Below are 14,551 nucleotides of genomic sequence, written 5' to 3' on the forward strand. Positions count from 1 at the left end.
TGTCACGCCTCGTCGTCCTCGCTGTCGTCGCCCTCGTCGGCGCGCCAGTAGCTCGCCGCGCGCAGGCAATGGCGCGGCAGCCCCTTTCCGTCCACAAGGCATTCGCGCAACTCGCGGATCAGGTGGAATTCGCCGGCCGCCCAGACATAGCCCTCGCCCTCCGGCAGCGTGAACGCGCGCACCGCCTCCAGCAGCGCCACACTGTGCCCTTCTTCGCTCTGGCGCACCCAGCGCACCTCGGCCCCGTCATGCGTGACCAGCGCCTGCTCTTCTTCGGGGCCGGCCACTTCGATGAAAGCGATGATGCGGGTGCCCGGCGGCGACTCCTCGAGGCGCCGGGCGATCGCCGGCAGCGCCGTGGCGTCGCCCACCAGGAGTTGCCAGTCGAAGGCGTCGGGAATCACGAAGGATCCTTTGGGGCCGGCGATGCCGATCGCGTCCCCGGGACGGGCGGTGGCGGCGAAGGTCGACCCCGGCCCGTCGCCGTGCAGCACGAAATCGATATCGAGCTCCAGCGCGCCGGCGTCGAAGCGCCGCGGCGTGTAGTCGCGCATCGGCCCGCGCTCCACGCCTTCGGGGAAGGCCACGCCGTCCGGGCCGGGCACCGGCATCACCGGAACGGACGCGCCCGGCGGCGGGAAGATCACTTTCACGTGATCGTCGAACGACTCGGAAACGAAGCCGCGCAGCGCCTCGCCGCCCAGGGTCACGCGCACCATCAAGGGCGACAGGCGCGTCACGCGGCGCACCTCGAGAAGACGAAAATGCAGGGGATGGCGCACACGGCGCACGGCGGGATGAATGACAGGACTCATCAACAAGACTCCTCGGAAAAGGGATCGGCCGCCACGGCGCGCGCGGCGCGCAGGATTTCGCCGGACACCCGGCGCGCCTGCTCCTCGCCCCAGCGGCCGCGCAGGGCGAACAACGCGGCCTTGAGCGCCTCCATCGCCTCGCCGACCTCGGCGGGCAATTGCGCCCGGACTTTCGCGCGCGCGAGGGACGCGAGCTTCGCGCGAACGCCGGCGAGCTCCGCCTCGCGCCCGGCGAGCCAGGCGAGTCCGGCGTCGGTGGCGGCGAAACACTTGCGCGCCGCGGCGCCGGGCTGCGAACGGATCAGACCGTCCCGGCCCAGGCGCGCCAGAACCGGGTAGACGGAACCGGCGCTCGGGCAGTAGGTGCCGTCGCTCAGCGCTTCGATGGCGCGGATCAGCTCGTAACCATGTTGCGGCGCGGCGGCCAAAAGACTCATGAGCAGCACGGGCATCTCGCCCCGGCCAAGAAGACGGGCGGACGCGGCCGGTGAAACACGGGGTGACGACATGGACGGGATCCGGTGGATTGTCACGATAACGATATATCGCAAACTAACCCGGAGTCAAATGAAAATCGCTATCAACCGGCGAGACGCGCCCCTCGGAGGCGACGCAACCGGTCCCCGTTCAGGAGAACAGTTCGCGGGAAGAGCAGAGAGAGGTATCCGGACGGCTGACGACGATGCAGTTCCTGCCGCGCGACTTGGCTTCGAACAACGCGACATCCGCGCGCTCGATCAGCGCGTCCAGCGAGGCGTCGCACTGCGGGCTGTATTGAGCCACGCCGGCGCTCAGGGTGCACTGGATGGCGGTATCGCGCCACTGGATCCGCGAGTCGGCGACGGCGTTTTGCAGGCGCTCGGCCAGACGGCAGGCTTCCTGCGCGCCGGCGCTGCTCATCAGCACGGCGAACTCTTCGCCGCCATAGCGGCCGACGATGTCGGACTCGCGCATCACCAGCCGGAACACCCCGGCGATTTCCCGCAGCACGAGGTCCCCGGCCGCGTGCCCGAGGCTGTCGTTGATACGCTTGAAGCTGTCCAGGTCGACCATCACCACCGACAGGTCGAAGCCGCTGCGCAGGGTCTGCCGGAAGGCATGCTCGGCCAGCTCGAAAAAATGCCGGCGGTTGTACAGGCCGGTCAGCCCGTCGTGGATCGCCAGCTCGCGCAGGCGCTGGTTGGCGGCCTCGAGCGCGGCGGTGCGCTCCGCCACGCGCTTTTCCAGCACTTCGTTGGCCTGGCGCAGGGTTTCCTCGGCCTGGCGGATCAGCGTGATATCGCGGGAAATGCCCAGAATGTATTCCACCCGGCCCTGGCCGTCGACGGCCGGCACCATGATGGTCAGCCAGTACTGCGGATTGGCCTGATCCGCCGCGCCGATCTCCTCGTACGACAGCGGAGCCCGGCTGGCCACGCACTCCTGGTAGCGCGCCAGCACCGCCGGCAGGTAGTCCGCGGGCACCACCTCTTCGATCGGTTTGCCGCACGCTTCTTCGCTGGTCATGCCGAACATCGCCTCGAGAGGCGGGTTGATGGCCTCGACATAAAACCGCCCCGCATCCCCGCAACGGATCAAAAAGATGTTGTCGGGGAAACGCTGCCAGAGCCCATCGAAAATGGCGTAGCGTCGTCTTAAAGCATTAACCAGCGGCCGCTGAGCGTTGCGAAGGATTTTCATGGAAATTGGGTATTCTTGGGCCGTCAAAGCAGTTATTCTGTACGCAATTATGGCACAAACATATCATTTGAAAGAAAAATCATGGCAAATACATTTCTCGACCGCACCGCGCTGAACGACCTGCTCAATGGCGCCTGCTTCCTTGGCGGGGGCGGGGGCGGCCCGATGAGCGGCGCCCGCCCGCTCATCGATCTGATCGTCAAGGAGTACGACGGCGTCACGCTGGTGCCGTACGACAGCCTCGACCCCGAACTGCCCTGCGCGGTGGTCGCCGGCATCGGCGCGCCGGACGCCGCCACGCACGGCCCGTCGTTCAGCAGCGCCCCCAAAGACGCCTTCCTCAAGCTGCAGGCCGTGTCCGGCACCACGCTCGGCGCGGTGCTGCCCGGCGAAACCGGCGCGATGAACAGCATCATCGCGGCGCTTGTCGCCGCCCAGCTCGGCCTGCCGCTGGTGGACGTGGACAGCTCCGGGCGCGCGCTGCCGACCCTGAGCCTCGCCGCCTACAACCTCGCCACCGAGCCGACCGTGCTGACCCTGGCCAACCAGCCGGTCACGGACGAACAGCAGGCCACCGCGGTGATCGAAACGCGCACCGCGCCGCAAGCGGACAGTGTGGTGCGCGCGCTGCTGACCACCCAGGCCTTCGAGCAGGAAGGCGCGTTCTCCACCTGGCTGATGACCGCCGGCCAGTTGCCCGGCGCCTCGGTCGACGGCACGGTCACCCGCGCCATCGCGGTCGGCGCGGCGCTGCGCGAAGCCCGGGCCGCCGGCGACGATCCGGTCGAAGCGGTCAACGCCGTGCTCGACGGCCAGCTTGTCCGTCTTTCCTGCGGCACCCTCACGGCGTTCTCCAGCCACGAAGGCGGCGGGTTCGACGGCTACACCATCGTACTGACCGATGATGACGGCCATGTTGTGACGGTCAGCGCCGTCAACGAAAACCTGCTGGCCTGGCGTTCGGACAGCGATGCGCCGCTGGCCGCCGCGCCGGACACGCTCGCCTGGCTCGCCGAGGACGGTACGCCGCTGTCCAACACCGACCTGCGCGGCCTTACCGCCGGCACCCGCCTCCACCTGCTGGGCATTCCGGCCGCGCCGATCCTCAGAACGCCGCTGCTGGCCGCCCGCTTCGCCAAGGAACTGGCCGGCATCGGCTTCTTCGGCCAGGCGCCGCGGCTGGACTGACAGCGCGGGACGGATCGCCCTCAGTGAAACGGGGCGATCCGCTGCGGCACGAAGCCCGGCAAATCCGCGTCGGTGAAGCCGAACACGTAAACGTGGCTCGGCTTCCCTTCCAGAAAATCATTATCGCTGGCGATGTAGAGCGTGTGCATCCGCCGCGCCGTTCCGTCTTTTTTCCGGACACTTACGTCCTCGCCGAACGCGAGCCCCTCGATCTTGCCGGGAAAAGCCTTGCCCGCGAGGCCGAAGCGCGGATCGAGCAGATCGAGGAATACCGGGTTGATCTTGACGACCGGCACCCAGCCCGACTCGGGCAGGCGGGCCTGGCCGCCGACATCCGTCGCGCCGCTCAGATCGATCGCCACCAGGCGCTTGAACACCGCCTCCTCCCCTTCCGCGCCATCGCGCTCGTCGACCAGGAACTGATGGTCGTTGATCGCGACGATCTCGCTGACGCCGTTCTTGCGCGACGCCATCGGGTAGACGTATTCACGGGTCTTGCCGCTGGCGATGTCAATGGTGACGATGCGGTTGCCGACGCCCTTCTTGCCGCCGTCCTGGGTCAGCGGGCTTTGCATGATGCCGATCAGCGTCGCGCCGTCCGGGGTGATCGCCAGCCCCTCCATGCCGCGGTTGGGCACCCGTCCGGCGTCGTTGAGCGAGGCTTCGCCCTCGCCGGTCGGCGCGGGCGTCGCGGCGGCGAAATAGGCCGGCAGCGCGAAGGTTTTCAGGCGGGCGCCGCTCTTGCGGTCGAACTGGTACACGTACGGGCCGTATTCGTCGGAGATGAACACGCTTTTGCCGTCGCGCGAGACCCTGGCGCCTTCCGGATCGAGCCGCGCGTTGGCCGGATCGGCCGAACCGCGCCCCGCCACGGCGTTGTCCGAACGGCCGGAGAAATAGTAACGCCCGGCGGCCGGGTCGTTACGGGCCGGCGCGCCAGCACTGGCGCCAAGCCCCGAACCGCTTCCGTACACCAGCGGAGTGCGGCTGGACAGCAGCGTGGTCGACACGAGCGCCGGCTTGAGCGTGAACGGCAAGGCGCCGTCCGGTTTGGCCTGCAGCGCGAGGCGGAAGGTGTGGAAACGCGGAATGAACGATGTTGTGTCGTCGAGGGCCGGATTCCACGGCACCGCGTTCGGACCGCGATCGGGCACGGCGAGGAAGGTCGAGCCGCCGGCGAAGGCGAGCGCCGAACCGAAACCGCCGAGCAGGTTGCCCTTCTGGCCGCTTTCCAGCGGGGATGACAGGCCGGACAGATCCGTCGCCGTGCCCGGCACGGTGGCGTGCGCGAGCAGGACGACTTCGGCGCGCAGCGGGGACACGGCCGCGAGCATCAGGAAGCACAGAACGGTAAACGGGCGTTTTGCCATGTTCGGGAATCTCCGCAATCGACAAAGGACAAGGAACCGGGATGACACGACAGCATGCGTCACGCGCGGGGGGCTCCGCCACTAGCCGAACAGCCATTCATGCATCAGGCGGCCCGGCATCAGGGTGAAGCCGCCGGCCAGGACGAACGCGCCGATGTACAGCCGGACCATGATGCGCCGGTGCAGCCGGATATCCCGGCGCCGCGCGGCGCGCCAGGCGACGGCCACGGCGACAAGCGTCACCGCGCTCAGGATATGGATGAACCCGAACGGCCCGGCTATCCGCGGACCGACCCGGGCCGGCATCGCCAGGGTAATCAGCGAGGTCGCGGCCATCAACGCCATGTAGGCGCGTCCGGCCAGGCGATGGCCGCCGGTGCCCTTTTTCAGGAACAGCAGGCCCGTGCCCAGCGCCATGGCCGGCAGAATGGTGGCGAGATGAACGTAGGCTAACTGCAGATAGGTCATGGCCGGCATCCTGTCGGACCGGCCCGGGGAGCGGGCCGGCTAGTCATTCAGCATAACACAGCCGACCCGGAAGAAAACTCAGAAACCGCTCTCGGCCTTGCGGCACAGCTCGATCAGGCGCCGCGTGGAACTGTCGTGCTCGGCGTGCGCGAGCTTGCCGGTCAGTTCCGCGTGGATGGTGCGCGCCAGCTGCTTGCCCAGCTCCACGCCCCACTGGTCGAAGCTGTTGATGTGCCAGATCACGCCCTGCACGAAAATCTTGTGCTCGTACAGCGCGATCAGCGAGCCCAGGTTGCGCGGATCCAGCCGCGACATCAGGAGCGTGTTGGTCGGCCGGTTGCCGCCGAACACCTTGTGCGGCACCAGCCTCTCCAGCGCCTCGCCGGACAGCCCCTGGGCGGCCAGTTCCTCGCGCACCTCGTCGGCCGTCTTGCCGCGCATGAAGGCCTCGGCCTGGGCCAGCACGTTGGCCATCAGGATTTCGTGATGGCCGGGCAGGCTCGAGCGCTTGCCCAGCGACGCGATCAGGTCGATCGGCGAGATGTGGGTGCCCTGATGCAACAACTGGAAGAAGGCGTGCTGGCCGTTGATGCCGGTCTCGCCCCAGATGATCGGCGCGGTCTCGAAATCGACCGGCGTGCCGTCCAGTGTCACCTGCTTGCCGTTGGACTCCATGTCCAGCTGCTGGATGAACGCCGGGAAGCGGTGCAGGTACTGGTCGTAAGGCGCGATCACGTGGCTGCCGCCGCCGAAGTAGTTGATATACCACACGCCGATCATCGCCAGGAGCACCGGCATGTTCGCCTCGAGCGGGGCGTTGCGGAAGTGCTGGTCCATGATGTGGGCGCCGTTGAGCAGCTCGGTGAAGTTTTCTTCGCCGAGGTAGAGCATGATCGGCAGGCCGATCGCCGACCACAGGCTGTAGCGTCCGCCGACCCAGTCCCAGAATTCGAACATGTTGGCCGGATCGATGCCGAATTCGGCCACCGCCTTCTTGTTGGTCGACACCGCCACGAAATGCTTGGCCACCGCCTTGGCGTCGTGGGCGCGGGCGACGAACCAGTCGCGCGCGGTCAGCGCGTTGGTCAGCGTCTCCTGGGTGGTGAAGGTTTTCGATTCCACCACGAACAGGGTGGTCTCCGGGTGGATTTTCTTGAGGGTTTCCTTCAGCTGCGAACCGTCGACGTTGGACACGAAATGCATGTTCATGCGCGGATGACCGAACGGACGCAGCGCCGAACAGACCATCAGCGGGCCGAGGTCGGAGCCGCCGATGCCGATGTTCACCACGTCGGTGATCGGCTGATGGGTGTAACCGAGCCACTCGCCGGAACGCACCGCGGTGGCGAAGCGCCCCATGCGCTCGAGCACCGCGTTGATCTTCGGCATCACGTCCTCGCCGTCCACCAGGATCGGCGAATTGGTGCGGTTGCGCAGCGCCACGTGCAGCACCGCGCGGTTTTCCGTGGTGTTGAGCTTCTCCCCCTTGAACATGGCGCGCACCTTGTCCGGCAAGCCGGCCTCGCGCGCCAGCTGCATCAGGCCGGCGACGGTCTCGTCGGTGATGCGGTTCTTGGAGTAATCGAGGAACAGGCCGCCCACCTCGAGGGAATAGCGTTCGGCGCGCCCCGGATCCGACGCGAACAGCTCGCGCATGTGCAGGTGCCGCGCTTCGGAAAAATGTTCCCACAGGGCATGCCAGGCGGGCAGTTGGGTGAGTGCGCTTTTCATGGGTTCTTGTCCTCCGCTTTGACGCCCAGCCTTTTGCCTTTCAGGCTGATCTTGGTTTTTTCCAGCGTGCCGATGACGCCCGGCCCCCGGCGCAGCGCGACGCCGACGGCCAGCACGTCGATCAGCACCAGGTGGACGATGCGGGAAATCATCGGGCTGTAGGTATCGTTGTCTTCCTTGGGATCGGCGCACAGCGCCACGGTGGCGCGCCGCGCCAGGGGCGAGCCGCCCGCGGTGATGGCCACCACCGTCGCGCCGTTGGCGAGCGCGGCGTCGACCGCTTCGAGCAGTTCGCGGCTGCGCCCCGAACTCGAGATCGCCAGCAGCACATCGCCCTCGCGCAACAGCGAGGCGGCCATCATCTGGATGTGCGAATCGGCGTAGGCCACCGTCGGAATGCCGAAGCGGAAGAACTTGTGCTGGGCGTCCGCGGCGATGATGCCGGAGTTGCCAAGCCCGTAAAACTCGATGCGGCGCGCCGCGGACAGGAGCGTGACGGCCTCCTCGATGGCGGCCGGGTTCACCTCGTTGCGGCTCTTGAGCAGCGCCGCCACGGTGTTGTCGAAGACTTTGGCGACGATTTCGGACGGCGGATCCTCGGCCCGGACGCTCGAGTGCACGTAGCGCACCCCGGTGACCAGGGAACCGGCCAGCTTGAGCTTGAAGTCCGGCAGGCCGGCGCAGCCGAGCGAGCGGCAAAAGCGGATCACGGTCGGCTGGCTGACGCCGGCGTTCCTGGCGATGTCGGCCACGGCGGCCTGCATCATGGTATAGGGTTGGGCCAGCACCAGTTCGGCGACGCGTCGTTCCGCCGCCGACAAGGTGTCCAGCTTGCTGCGCACCCTTTCAAGCATAGTGTCGATTCTCCAGATGGGCGCCGAGCGCGGCCGCGGCGCCGGTCAGCGCGGGATGGCGCCCGGTGATCACGAAAACGGGAATGGACGCGAGGTAGCCTGCGAACCGGCCGGCGTCCTCGAAGCGCGCCCGGAACGGCGAGGCGCCGATCACGCCCAGCAGGCGCGGCACGATGCCGCCGCCGACATACACGCCGCCTTGCGCGCCGAAGGTCAGCGCGAGATTCGCCGCGGCGGTGCCGAGCATGCCGAGAAACACCTCGAGGGTTTCGGCCGAGCGTTCGCAGCCGCCGTCCAGCGCGCGCCCGACGATGGCGGACGCCTCGAGCGCGTCGGCCGCGTGTTCGCCGGCACGCTCGCACAGGGCCCGGTGAATCACCGAGAGGCCGGATCCCGACAGCAGGCGCTCGACCGAGACGCGTCCGAAGCGTTCGCGCGCATGGCGCCAGACGGCGATCTCGCGCTCGTCGCACGGCGCGAAGGCCGCATGCCCGCCCTCCCCGGCGATCGGCGCATGGCCGCCCGCGTGGGGGATCAGCGCGGAGACGCCCAGCCCGGTGCCCGGGCCGATCAGCGCCACCGGCGCCCCGGGCACCGGCTCGCCGCCACCGACTTGCACGAGGCTGTCCCCGCCCAGATGGGGCAAGGCCAGCGCCAGCGCGGTGAAATCGTTGATCACCAGCAAGGTGGACAGGCCGAGCGCGCGTCGCGTCGCCTCGATGGAGAACGCCCAGTGGTGGTTGGTCATGGCCACCGCGTCGCCGAGCACCGCGGTGGCGATGCCGATCGCGGCATGCTCGACGCGCGGCATGTCCTCGCCCGCGAGATAGGCGCGCACGGCGGCCTCGAGCGAGGGATGGTCGGCGCAGGACAGCACCTGAACGCGATCCAGAACCCCGGGCGCGACCGAGAGGGCGAAACGCGCGTGGGTACCGCCGATGTCGGCGACCAGCCGCGCGCCGGCCGCGTCAGCTTTCCTCATGCCAGGCGACGCCGTCGCGCGACAGGAGCGCGCTGGAGGCCGCCGGCCCCCAGGTGCCCGCCGTGTAGAGTTTCGGCGGAATGCTGGAGTGCTGCCAGGACTCCATGATCGGCTCGACCCAGCGCCAGGCCTCGACCAGCTCGTCGCGGCGCATGAACAGCGCGAGCTTGCCGCGGATCACGTCCAGCAGCAGGCGCTCGTAGGCGTCGGCGCGGCGCAGCTTGAACATCTCGTGAAAATCCAGGTTCAGGTAGGCCGGCTGCAGGCGCATGGTGTCGCCCGGCTCCTTGGCGAGGAAATAGAGGCGGATGCTCTCTTCCGGCTGCAGGCGGATCACCAGCCGGTTGGCGGTATGGCAGCCGACCGGGCTCGGGAACAGCTTGAGCGGCACATCGCGGAAATTGATGACGATCTCCGCCAGGCGCTCCTGCATGCGCTTGCCGGTGCGCAGGAAGAACGGCACGCCGGCCCAGCGCCAGTTGTCGATCTCGGCCTTGAGCGCGACGAAGGTTTCCGTGCCGCTGCCCGGAGGAATGCCCGGTTCCTCGACGTAGCCGACCACCGGACGGCCGGCCACCGCGCCGGACTTGTACTGGCCGCGCACCGAGCGCGAGGCGACGTCCTGTTCGGTGAACGGACGCAGCGCCTTGAGCACCTTGAGTTTTTCGTCGCGGACCGAGTCGGACTCCATGTTGGACGGCGGCTCCATGGCGACGATGCACAACAATTGCAGCAGATGGTTCTGCACCATGTCGCGCAGCGCGCCGGTGCCGTCGTAAAAATCGCCGCGCCCTTCCACCCCGAGATCCTCGGCGATGGTGATCTGCACGTCATGAATCCACTCGCGGCGCCACAGCGGCTCGAACAGCGCGTTGGCGAAGCGGATCGCCATCAGGTTCTGCACCGACTCCTTGCCCAGGTAGTGATCGATACGGTAGAGCTGATCCTCGCGGAAGAAACGCGCGACATCGTCGTTGATGGCGTTGGAGGAATCCAGATCGGTGCCGAGCGGTTTTTCCAGGACGACGCGCACGCCTTCGCGGTTGAGCCCCACCGCAGCCAGCGATTCGCAGATGCCGGCGAACAGGTCCGGGGCGGTCGCGAGGTAGCACACCGTCACCCGCCCTTCCTCGCGCGGCAGCGCGTCGGCGAGGGCGCGGTAGTCGTCCGGCGCGGACGCGTCCACCTTCAGATAATCGATGCGCTCCTGGAACGACGCCCAGTGCGCCTCGTCGAAATTGGTCTTGATGTTCTGGCGCGCGTGGTCGGCGACATAGGCGAGGTAGGCCTCGCGCCCCATGTCGCGGCGCCCCAGCGCGAGGATCCGGCCCGACGGGGCGAGCAGGCCCGCGGCATGGGCCTGGTAAAGGGACGGCAGGAGCTTGCGCATGACAAGATCCCCTGTCCCGCCGAACAACACCATGTCGAAGGCCGGTGTCTGCCGTGCTCTGTTGTCCATCCGGTGCACCCCTGAATGAAATTGGGAGGATATAGATGTAATTATATTACCACCGTAACGGACTGTGTACATGATGAACGATTGACCCAGCGCAAAACATCACCGACCCCGGAATACCCGCAGCGCGGGCTTTTCCGGTCGGACCCGGCGGCATCCGCCGGACACGGCATCCGTAGCGCCCCCGAACGTAGTAAAACTACCTGACGCGCGGATCACCCGGGCAGATGCGAGCCGATCCACCAGACATGACCTTCCGGATCCCTCACGCTGGCCGTGCGGTCGCCATAATGCCGATCCTGGGGAGCGGCGAGCGACACCGCCCGCGCTTCGAGCGCCCGGGCGTGGCAGGCGTCCACGTCGGGGACGTAGACATGCGTCGAGCAGACCTCGCCGCCGGCGCCGTCCGGGCGCGCGCCCATCATGATCACCGAATCGCCGACTCGTGCCTCCGCATGAAAAACCATGCCGTCCGGCGCGGTACGCCGGCACGACACGGTGGCGCGGAACACGGTTTCGAGGAACCCGAGCATGCCCTCCAGGTCGCGAACGATCAGGTAGGGCGACACCGGGGGGTGGCCATCGGGTTTGTATCGCGCGCTTTTTTCGGCTTTGTCCGGCCACGACTCGTGGCGCGATGCCGCCCACTCGCGCCGCAGAAGCCCGTAGATCACCGAGTCGGCCAGCGTGTCGCCGACGGCCCAGTGTTCGCGCAACACGCCTTCGCGGACAAAGCCAAGACGCTCAAGCAACGCGATCGAGGCGGCGTTGCCCGGATCGACGCCCGCTTCGGAGCGATTAAGGCCAAGTTCGCCGAAGCCGTAATCGAGCATGGCCGACGCGGCTTCGCGCATCAGCCCTTTGCCCCAGGCGTCGAACGCGAGGCCGTAGCCGAGACTCGCGCGCCGGGATGACCAGGAGAAGTCGAACAATGTGCAGTAGCCTAGCAGGCGCTCCGTCGTCTTCTCGATCAGCGCGAGGCGCAGGTGGTCGCCATCGCGCATGGCGACGGCATCCTTGTCCAGGAGCTCGTGCGCGCGGTCGATCGACGCCCACGCCGGGGTGCTCCAGTAGCGCATCACGCGCGGATCGGAAAAAATCGCGAACAGCGCCTCCGCGTCCTGTCGGCCAAGCGGGCGCAGCGCGAGGCGCGGGGTGGCCAGTTCGGTATCGCAAAAGGACGGCATGGGACTCCCTCGCATGTCCGGGACAGCCCGGAGAAAACCCAACCAATCGGCATAGTACGTTGGCCGCGCGCAAACCGCCACCGTGGCGGCCGACTGTGAGACACTAGCGGCTTCGGGGACGGCACGGCCGTCCGCCGCGTTAACCCACCCGATAAACAAGGAAAGCGCATGAACCACACCGTCTCCCGTCTGGCCCTGATCGCCGCGCTGGGCGCGATCGCCGCCGCACCCGCCATCGCCGCGCCGGCCCAGGCCAAAACCCAGAGCGCCGGACTGATCGTCAAGGACATCAAGAAAGGCGCGGGCAAGGTCGCCGTCGCCGGCAAGGATGTCGTGGTGCACTACACCGGCTGGCTCTACAACGCCGCGAAACCCGACCACAAGGGCGACAAGTTCGACAGCTCGGTGGACCGCGGCGAGCCCTTCGTCTTCCCGCTGGGCGCCGGACGCGTGATCAAGGGCTGGGATCAGGGTGTGGCCGGCATGAAGGTCGGCGGCAAGCGCACCCTGACCATCCCCGCGAGCCTCGCCTACGGCGAGCGCGGCGCGGGCGGCGTGATTCCGCCGAACGCCACCCTGGTGTTCGATGTGGAACTCATCGACGTGAAATAAGGCACGGAAGGGGACGGGGACGCCCCCTCCCCTTCACAGCAGCGTGCGGTAGCCGTTGGCGATGACCGTCACCGCGAAATAGGCGAACAGCAGCGCCGACACGACATTGCAGTAGAAGGTCAGGCGGTGGCCGATCACGTGGCGTCCCTTGCCGGCGAGGATCGCGAGGAAGGACGACCAAGCCACCCCGCCCGTGAAAAACCCGGCGAGGAACACACTGTTCATCGCCGCGCTGCCGTCCGTCGACTGGGCGATCACCGTGCCGCCCACCGCGGCGAACCACAGGATCGAGGTCGGCGAACCGAGCGCCAGCGCGAGTCCGCGCAGGAATTCGACCCGGGAACTCGCGGCGCCGTTTACGGCGGCCGTGTCAAAATCGGCGGGCAGCGCGGACTTGCCGGCCTCGCGCCAGGCGGCCAGGGCCATTTTCCAGGTCAGCCAGAGCAGGATCGCGCCGCCGCCGATCCACAGGATCCAGCGCACGGGGCTATAGGAGAGAAACAGGGCAAGGCCGAAGAGGGACAGCACGGCATAGACGATATCGCCGACGCAGGAACCGAGTCCCATGAACAGCGCGGGACGGACACCGGCGCGGATCGCGGTGTTGATCAGGGCGGTGTTCACCACCCCGATATCGAGGCATAGCGATACCGCCAGCAAGAACCCCTTCAGATAGACATCGGACATCTCTGGACCACCGTTGAAGCAAGGCGATCCATTTTACAGCACTTCGGCCAGAACGAGTTCCGCCTCCTGTTCGAGCAGGCGCCCCAGCCGCACCGGCTGGCGGCTGTCCCACTCCACCAGTTCCACCTCGCGGCCCTCGCGGTAGCACTGGCGCGGCAGCAGCACGCCCATGCCGCGGAAGTGCTCGGTGCGCGAATGCACCAGCAACGCGATCACACCGCCATCGCGCGCCACAGCCGGCGACAGCCCGGATGTCCAGTCCTCGCCACCCAGCGGTTTGAGCACCACCGGCACCGGACGCGCCATGCGCTCGATGCCGACCTCCAGACGGTAGAGGGCCTCGCGGCGGATGCGCCGCACCATGCCGATGTGCCATGGCTCCGAGGTGCCGGTGCGGTAGGCGAGCAGCCGCCCCAGCCGCACCCAGTTGTTGCCCGGACCGGTCAGCAGCACGCCGACACCCGAATCGCTGCGGTTCATGCCGTCCCAGCCGAGCACCGTATCGGTCTCGCCCGGGTGCTCTTCGGTATTGCTGAGCAATTGGTGAATCGACGCCAGACGCGAGATCACGTCGACACGGCCGCTGAGCGGCACGCGCTCGGCCCGGCGGTAAAAACGCCGCACCGACGACCACTCGCGCCCAAGCAGCCGCATGAAGCCCGGGGTCATCACGCCTTGCGGCGCGATATCGGCCAGCGCCGGCAGGCGCATGCCCGCTTCCATCGCATCGCGCCACAGCGCGAGCTGGTCCATGACCACCGAACTGTGCCAGAAGCGCGCACCGTCTGACGGCCCCTCGTCGTCCAGCGGCCGCATCGGCGGCGCGTCGCGGTGCAGGTAGACCACGAAACCGCCGCGCTGCGGCTCATGCGTCAATTCGGGCATCGCCGGCATGCGCTGCACGAGCTGGCGCGCCACGGTCAGTTGCCGGGTGGAGAGATTGCCGCCGGAAACCAGCGACATGAGCTGCAATTGCAGGTAACGGAAATGGAGCGTCGCGCCGCCGTCGGCGGGCACCGCCTGCGTCTGCCCGGCGCCCTCGGCGAGCCGGTAGGCGCGGTGCGCGCAAGCCCAGAAGCCGGAGGGAGTGCGCTGATGCCGGTAATAGCACCACAAGGCCTGGTCGTTCAGGCTGTCGAGCAGCAGCGCCAGCGCGTCCGGCCGCGCCAGCAGCGGATCGGGCAAGGCGTCCAGCGCCGAAACCAGGGTACGCTGATACTCTTGCAAACGGGTGCGCAGCTCGGGGTCGTCGGCGCTGAGTGTCAATTCGCCGGCGAGGTATTGCCGGCACATCGATTGATAGGAGGTCTTGCAGGCATCGGCCAGCGCGAGGATCGCGTCGCGCGCGCCGGTGTCGCGGCGGCGTCCCTTGCGCAGCCAGGCGGACAACGCGTCCGATACGCGGGCCGGCCACTGGGCCGGATCGGAGCGCTCCACATCGAGCCAGACGAGGGCGGCCTCGCCGGACAGCAGCGGATCGGGCTCCGAACGCGCGGCGCGCAACAGGAAATCCAGCATCGA

At 67.8% G+C, this 14,551-nt stretch carries 14 protein-coding genes; 2 read left to right on the top strand and 12 right to left on the bottom strand.

From position 1 onward, the window contains the following. Positions 1–2: 2 nt before the first annotated feature. The 3 genes from JNO50_RS13900 to JNO50_RS13910 form a co-directional block, all read right to left on the bottom strand. On the bottom strand, positions 3–815 hold the full coding sequence (locus JNO50_RS13900) for a siderophore-interacting protein (protein WP_189530645.1): 813 nt from the start codon (positions 813–815) through the stop codon (positions 3–5). Beyond that, entirely contained in the window at positions 815–1,324 is a 510-nt protein-coding gene (locus JNO50_RS13905) for a PadR family transcriptional regulator (protein WP_189530643.1), read from the bottom strand. The genes JNO50_RS13900 and JNO50_RS13905 overlap by 1 nt, the downstream gene beginning before the upstream one ends. A gap of 118 nt (positions 1,325–1,442) precedes the next feature. Continuing rightward, entirely contained in the window at positions 1,443–2,495 is a 1,053-nt protein-coding gene (locus JNO50_RS13910) for a sensor domain-containing diguanylate cyclase (RefSeq protein WP_189530641.1), read from the bottom strand. A gap of 81 nt (positions 2,496–2,576) precedes the next feature. Between JNO50_RS13910 and JNO50_RS13915 the strand changes: the two genes are divergently transcribed. Beyond that, positions 2,577–3,683 (top strand): S-methyl thiohydantoin desulfurase family protein, encoded by a 1,107-nt coding sequence (locus JNO50_RS13915; protein ID WP_189530639.1) that lies wholly within the window; start codon positions 2,577–2,579, stop codon positions 3,681–3,683. A gap of 20 nt (positions 3,684–3,703) precedes the next feature. Here the strand turns inward: JNO50_RS13915 and JNO50_RS13920 are convergent, their stop codons facing one another. The 7 genes from JNO50_RS13920 to JNO50_RS13950 form a co-directional block, all read right to left on the bottom strand. After that, entirely contained in the window at positions 3,704–5,053 is a 1,350-nt protein-coding gene (locus JNO50_RS13920; RefSeq protein ID WP_189530637.1) for an esterase-like activity of phytase family protein, read from the bottom strand. Positions 5,054–5,134: 81 nt separating this feature from the next. After that, positions 5,135–5,521 carry a DUF2306 domain-containing protein gene (locus tag JNO50_RS13925; RefSeq protein WP_189530635.1) on the bottom strand — a complete coding sequence of 129 codons (387 nt, stop codon included), beginning with the start codon at positions 5,519–5,521 and terminating at the stop codon, positions 5,135–5,137. A 78-nt stretch (positions 5,522–5,599) separates the two neighbouring features. After that, positions 5,600–7,252, bottom strand: coding sequence for a glucose-6-phosphate isomerase (pgi, locus tag JNO50_RS13930; protein WP_189530633.1), 1,653 nt, complete (start codon positions 7,250–7,252; stop codon positions 5,600–5,602). Continuing rightward, on the bottom strand, positions 7,249–8,106 hold the full coding sequence (hexR, locus tag JNO50_RS13935) for a transcriptional regulator HexR (RefSeq protein WP_189530632.1): 858 nt from the start codon (positions 8,104–8,106) through the stop codon (positions 7,249–7,251). Before hexR ends, pgi begins: the two co-directional genes overlap by 4 nt. Further along, complete coding sequence (locus JNO50_RS13940) at positions 8,099–9,088, bottom strand: glucokinase (RefSeq protein ID WP_189530630.1); 990 nt, start codon at positions 9,086–9,088, stop codon at positions 8,099–8,101. The genes hexR and JNO50_RS13940 overlap by 8 nt, the downstream gene beginning before the upstream one ends. Further along, positions 9,075–10,547 (bottom strand): glucose-6-phosphate dehydrogenase, encoded by a 1,473-nt coding sequence (gene zwf / locus JNO50_RS13945; protein ID WP_189530629.1) that lies wholly within the window; start codon positions 10,545–10,547, stop codon positions 9,075–9,077. Before zwf ends, JNO50_RS13940 begins: the two co-directional genes overlap by 14 nt. A 212-nt stretch (positions 10,548–10,759) precedes the next feature. Then, a complete protein-coding gene (locus JNO50_RS13950) occupies positions 10,760–11,731 on the bottom strand; it encodes a GNAT family N-acetyltransferase (protein ID WP_189530627.1) in 972 nt (323 codons plus the stop codon). Positions 11,732–11,899: 168 nt separating this feature from the next. Here JNO50_RS13950 and JNO50_RS13955 point away from each other — a divergent pair, with 168 nt between their 5' ends. Beyond that, complete coding sequence (locus JNO50_RS13955; RefSeq protein WP_189530626.1) at positions 11,900–12,343, top strand: FKBP-type peptidyl-prolyl cis-trans isomerase; 444 nt, start codon at positions 11,900–11,902, stop codon at positions 12,341–12,343. Positions 12,344–12,376: 33 nt separating this feature from the next. On the opposite strand, the gene JNO50_RS13960 is transcribed toward JNO50_RS13955, so the two are convergent. Both JNO50_RS13960 and JNO50_RS13965 read right to left on the bottom strand, forming a co-directional pair. Beyond that, on the bottom strand, positions 12,377–13,030 hold the full coding sequence (locus tag JNO50_RS13960) for a LysE family translocator (protein WP_189530624.1): 654 nt from the start codon (positions 13,028–13,030) through the stop codon (positions 12,377–12,379). Positions 13,031–13,063: 33 nt separating this feature from the next. Continuing rightward, complete coding sequence (locus JNO50_RS13965; protein WP_189530623.1) at positions 13,064–14,548, bottom strand: hypothetical protein; 1,485 nt, start codon at positions 14,546–14,548, stop codon at positions 13,064–13,066. Between the last annotated feature and the right edge of the window lie 3 nt (positions 14,549–14,551).

This window comes from Paludibacterium paludis, from assembly GCF_018802605.1.
Lineage (GTDB): Bacteria > Pseudomonadota > Gammaproteobacteria > Burkholderiales > Chromobacteriaceae > Paludibacterium > Paludibacterium paludis.

What these genes read in the sequence shown, in the direction of transcription:
- JNO50_RS13925 (WP_189530635.1), bottom strand. Translation starts at nt 5,521, where the DNA reads ATGACCTATCTGCAGTTAGCCTACGTTCATCTCGCCACCATTCTGCCG.
- JNO50_RS13960 (WP_189530624.1), bottom strand. Translation starts at nt 13,030, where the DNA reads ATGTCCGATGTCTATCTGAAGGGGTTCTTGCTGGCGGTATCGCTATGC.
- zwf (WP_189530629.1), bottom strand. Translation starts at nt 10,547, where the DNA reads ATGGACAACAGAGCACGGCAGACACCGGCCTTCGACATGGTGTTGTTC.
- JNO50_RS13900 (WP_189530645.1), bottom strand. Translation starts at nt 815, where the DNA reads ATGAGTCCTGTCATTCATCCCGCCGTGCGCCGTGTGCGCCATCCCCTG.
- JNO50_RS13905 (WP_189530643.1), bottom strand. Translation starts at nt 1,324, where the DNA reads ATGTCGTCACCCCGTGTTTCACCGGCCGCGTCCGCCCGTCTTCTTGGC.
- JNO50_RS13955 (WP_189530626.1), top strand. Translation starts at nt 11,900, where the DNA reads ATGAACCACACCGTCTCCCGTCTGGCCCTGATCGCCGCGCTGGGCGCG.
- hexR (WP_189530632.1), bottom strand. Translation starts at nt 8,106, where the DNA reads ATGCTTGAAAGGGTGCGCAGCAAGCTGGACACCTTGTCGGCGGCGGAA.
- JNO50_RS13965 (WP_189530623.1), bottom strand. Translation starts at nt 14,548, where the DNA reads ATGCTGGATTTCCTGTTGCGCGCCGCGCGTTCGGAGCCCGATCCGCTG.
- pgi (WP_189530633.1), bottom strand. Translation starts at nt 7,252, where the DNA reads ATGAAAAGCGCACTCACCCAACTGCCCGCCTGGCATGCCCTGTGGGAA.
- JNO50_RS13920 (WP_189530637.1), bottom strand. Translation starts at nt 5,053, where the DNA reads ATGGCAAAACGCCCGTTTACCGTTCTGTGCTTCCTGATGCTCGCGGCC.
- JNO50_RS13940 (WP_189530630.1), bottom strand. Translation starts at nt 9,088, where the DNA reads ATGAGGAAAGCTGACGCGGCCGGCGCGCGGCTGGTCGCCGACATCGGC.
- JNO50_RS13950 (WP_189530627.1), bottom strand. Translation starts at nt 11,731, where the DNA reads ATGCCGTCCTTTTGCGATACCGAACTGGCCACCCCGCGCCTCGCGCTG.
- JNO50_RS13915 (WP_189530639.1), top strand. Translation starts at nt 2,577, where the DNA reads ATGGCAAATACATTTCTCGACCGCACCGCGCTGAACGACCTGCTCAAT.
- JNO50_RS13910 (WP_189530641.1), bottom strand. Translation starts at nt 2,495, where the DNA reads ATGAAAATCCTTCGCAACGCTCAGCGGCCGCTGGTTAATGCTTTAAGA.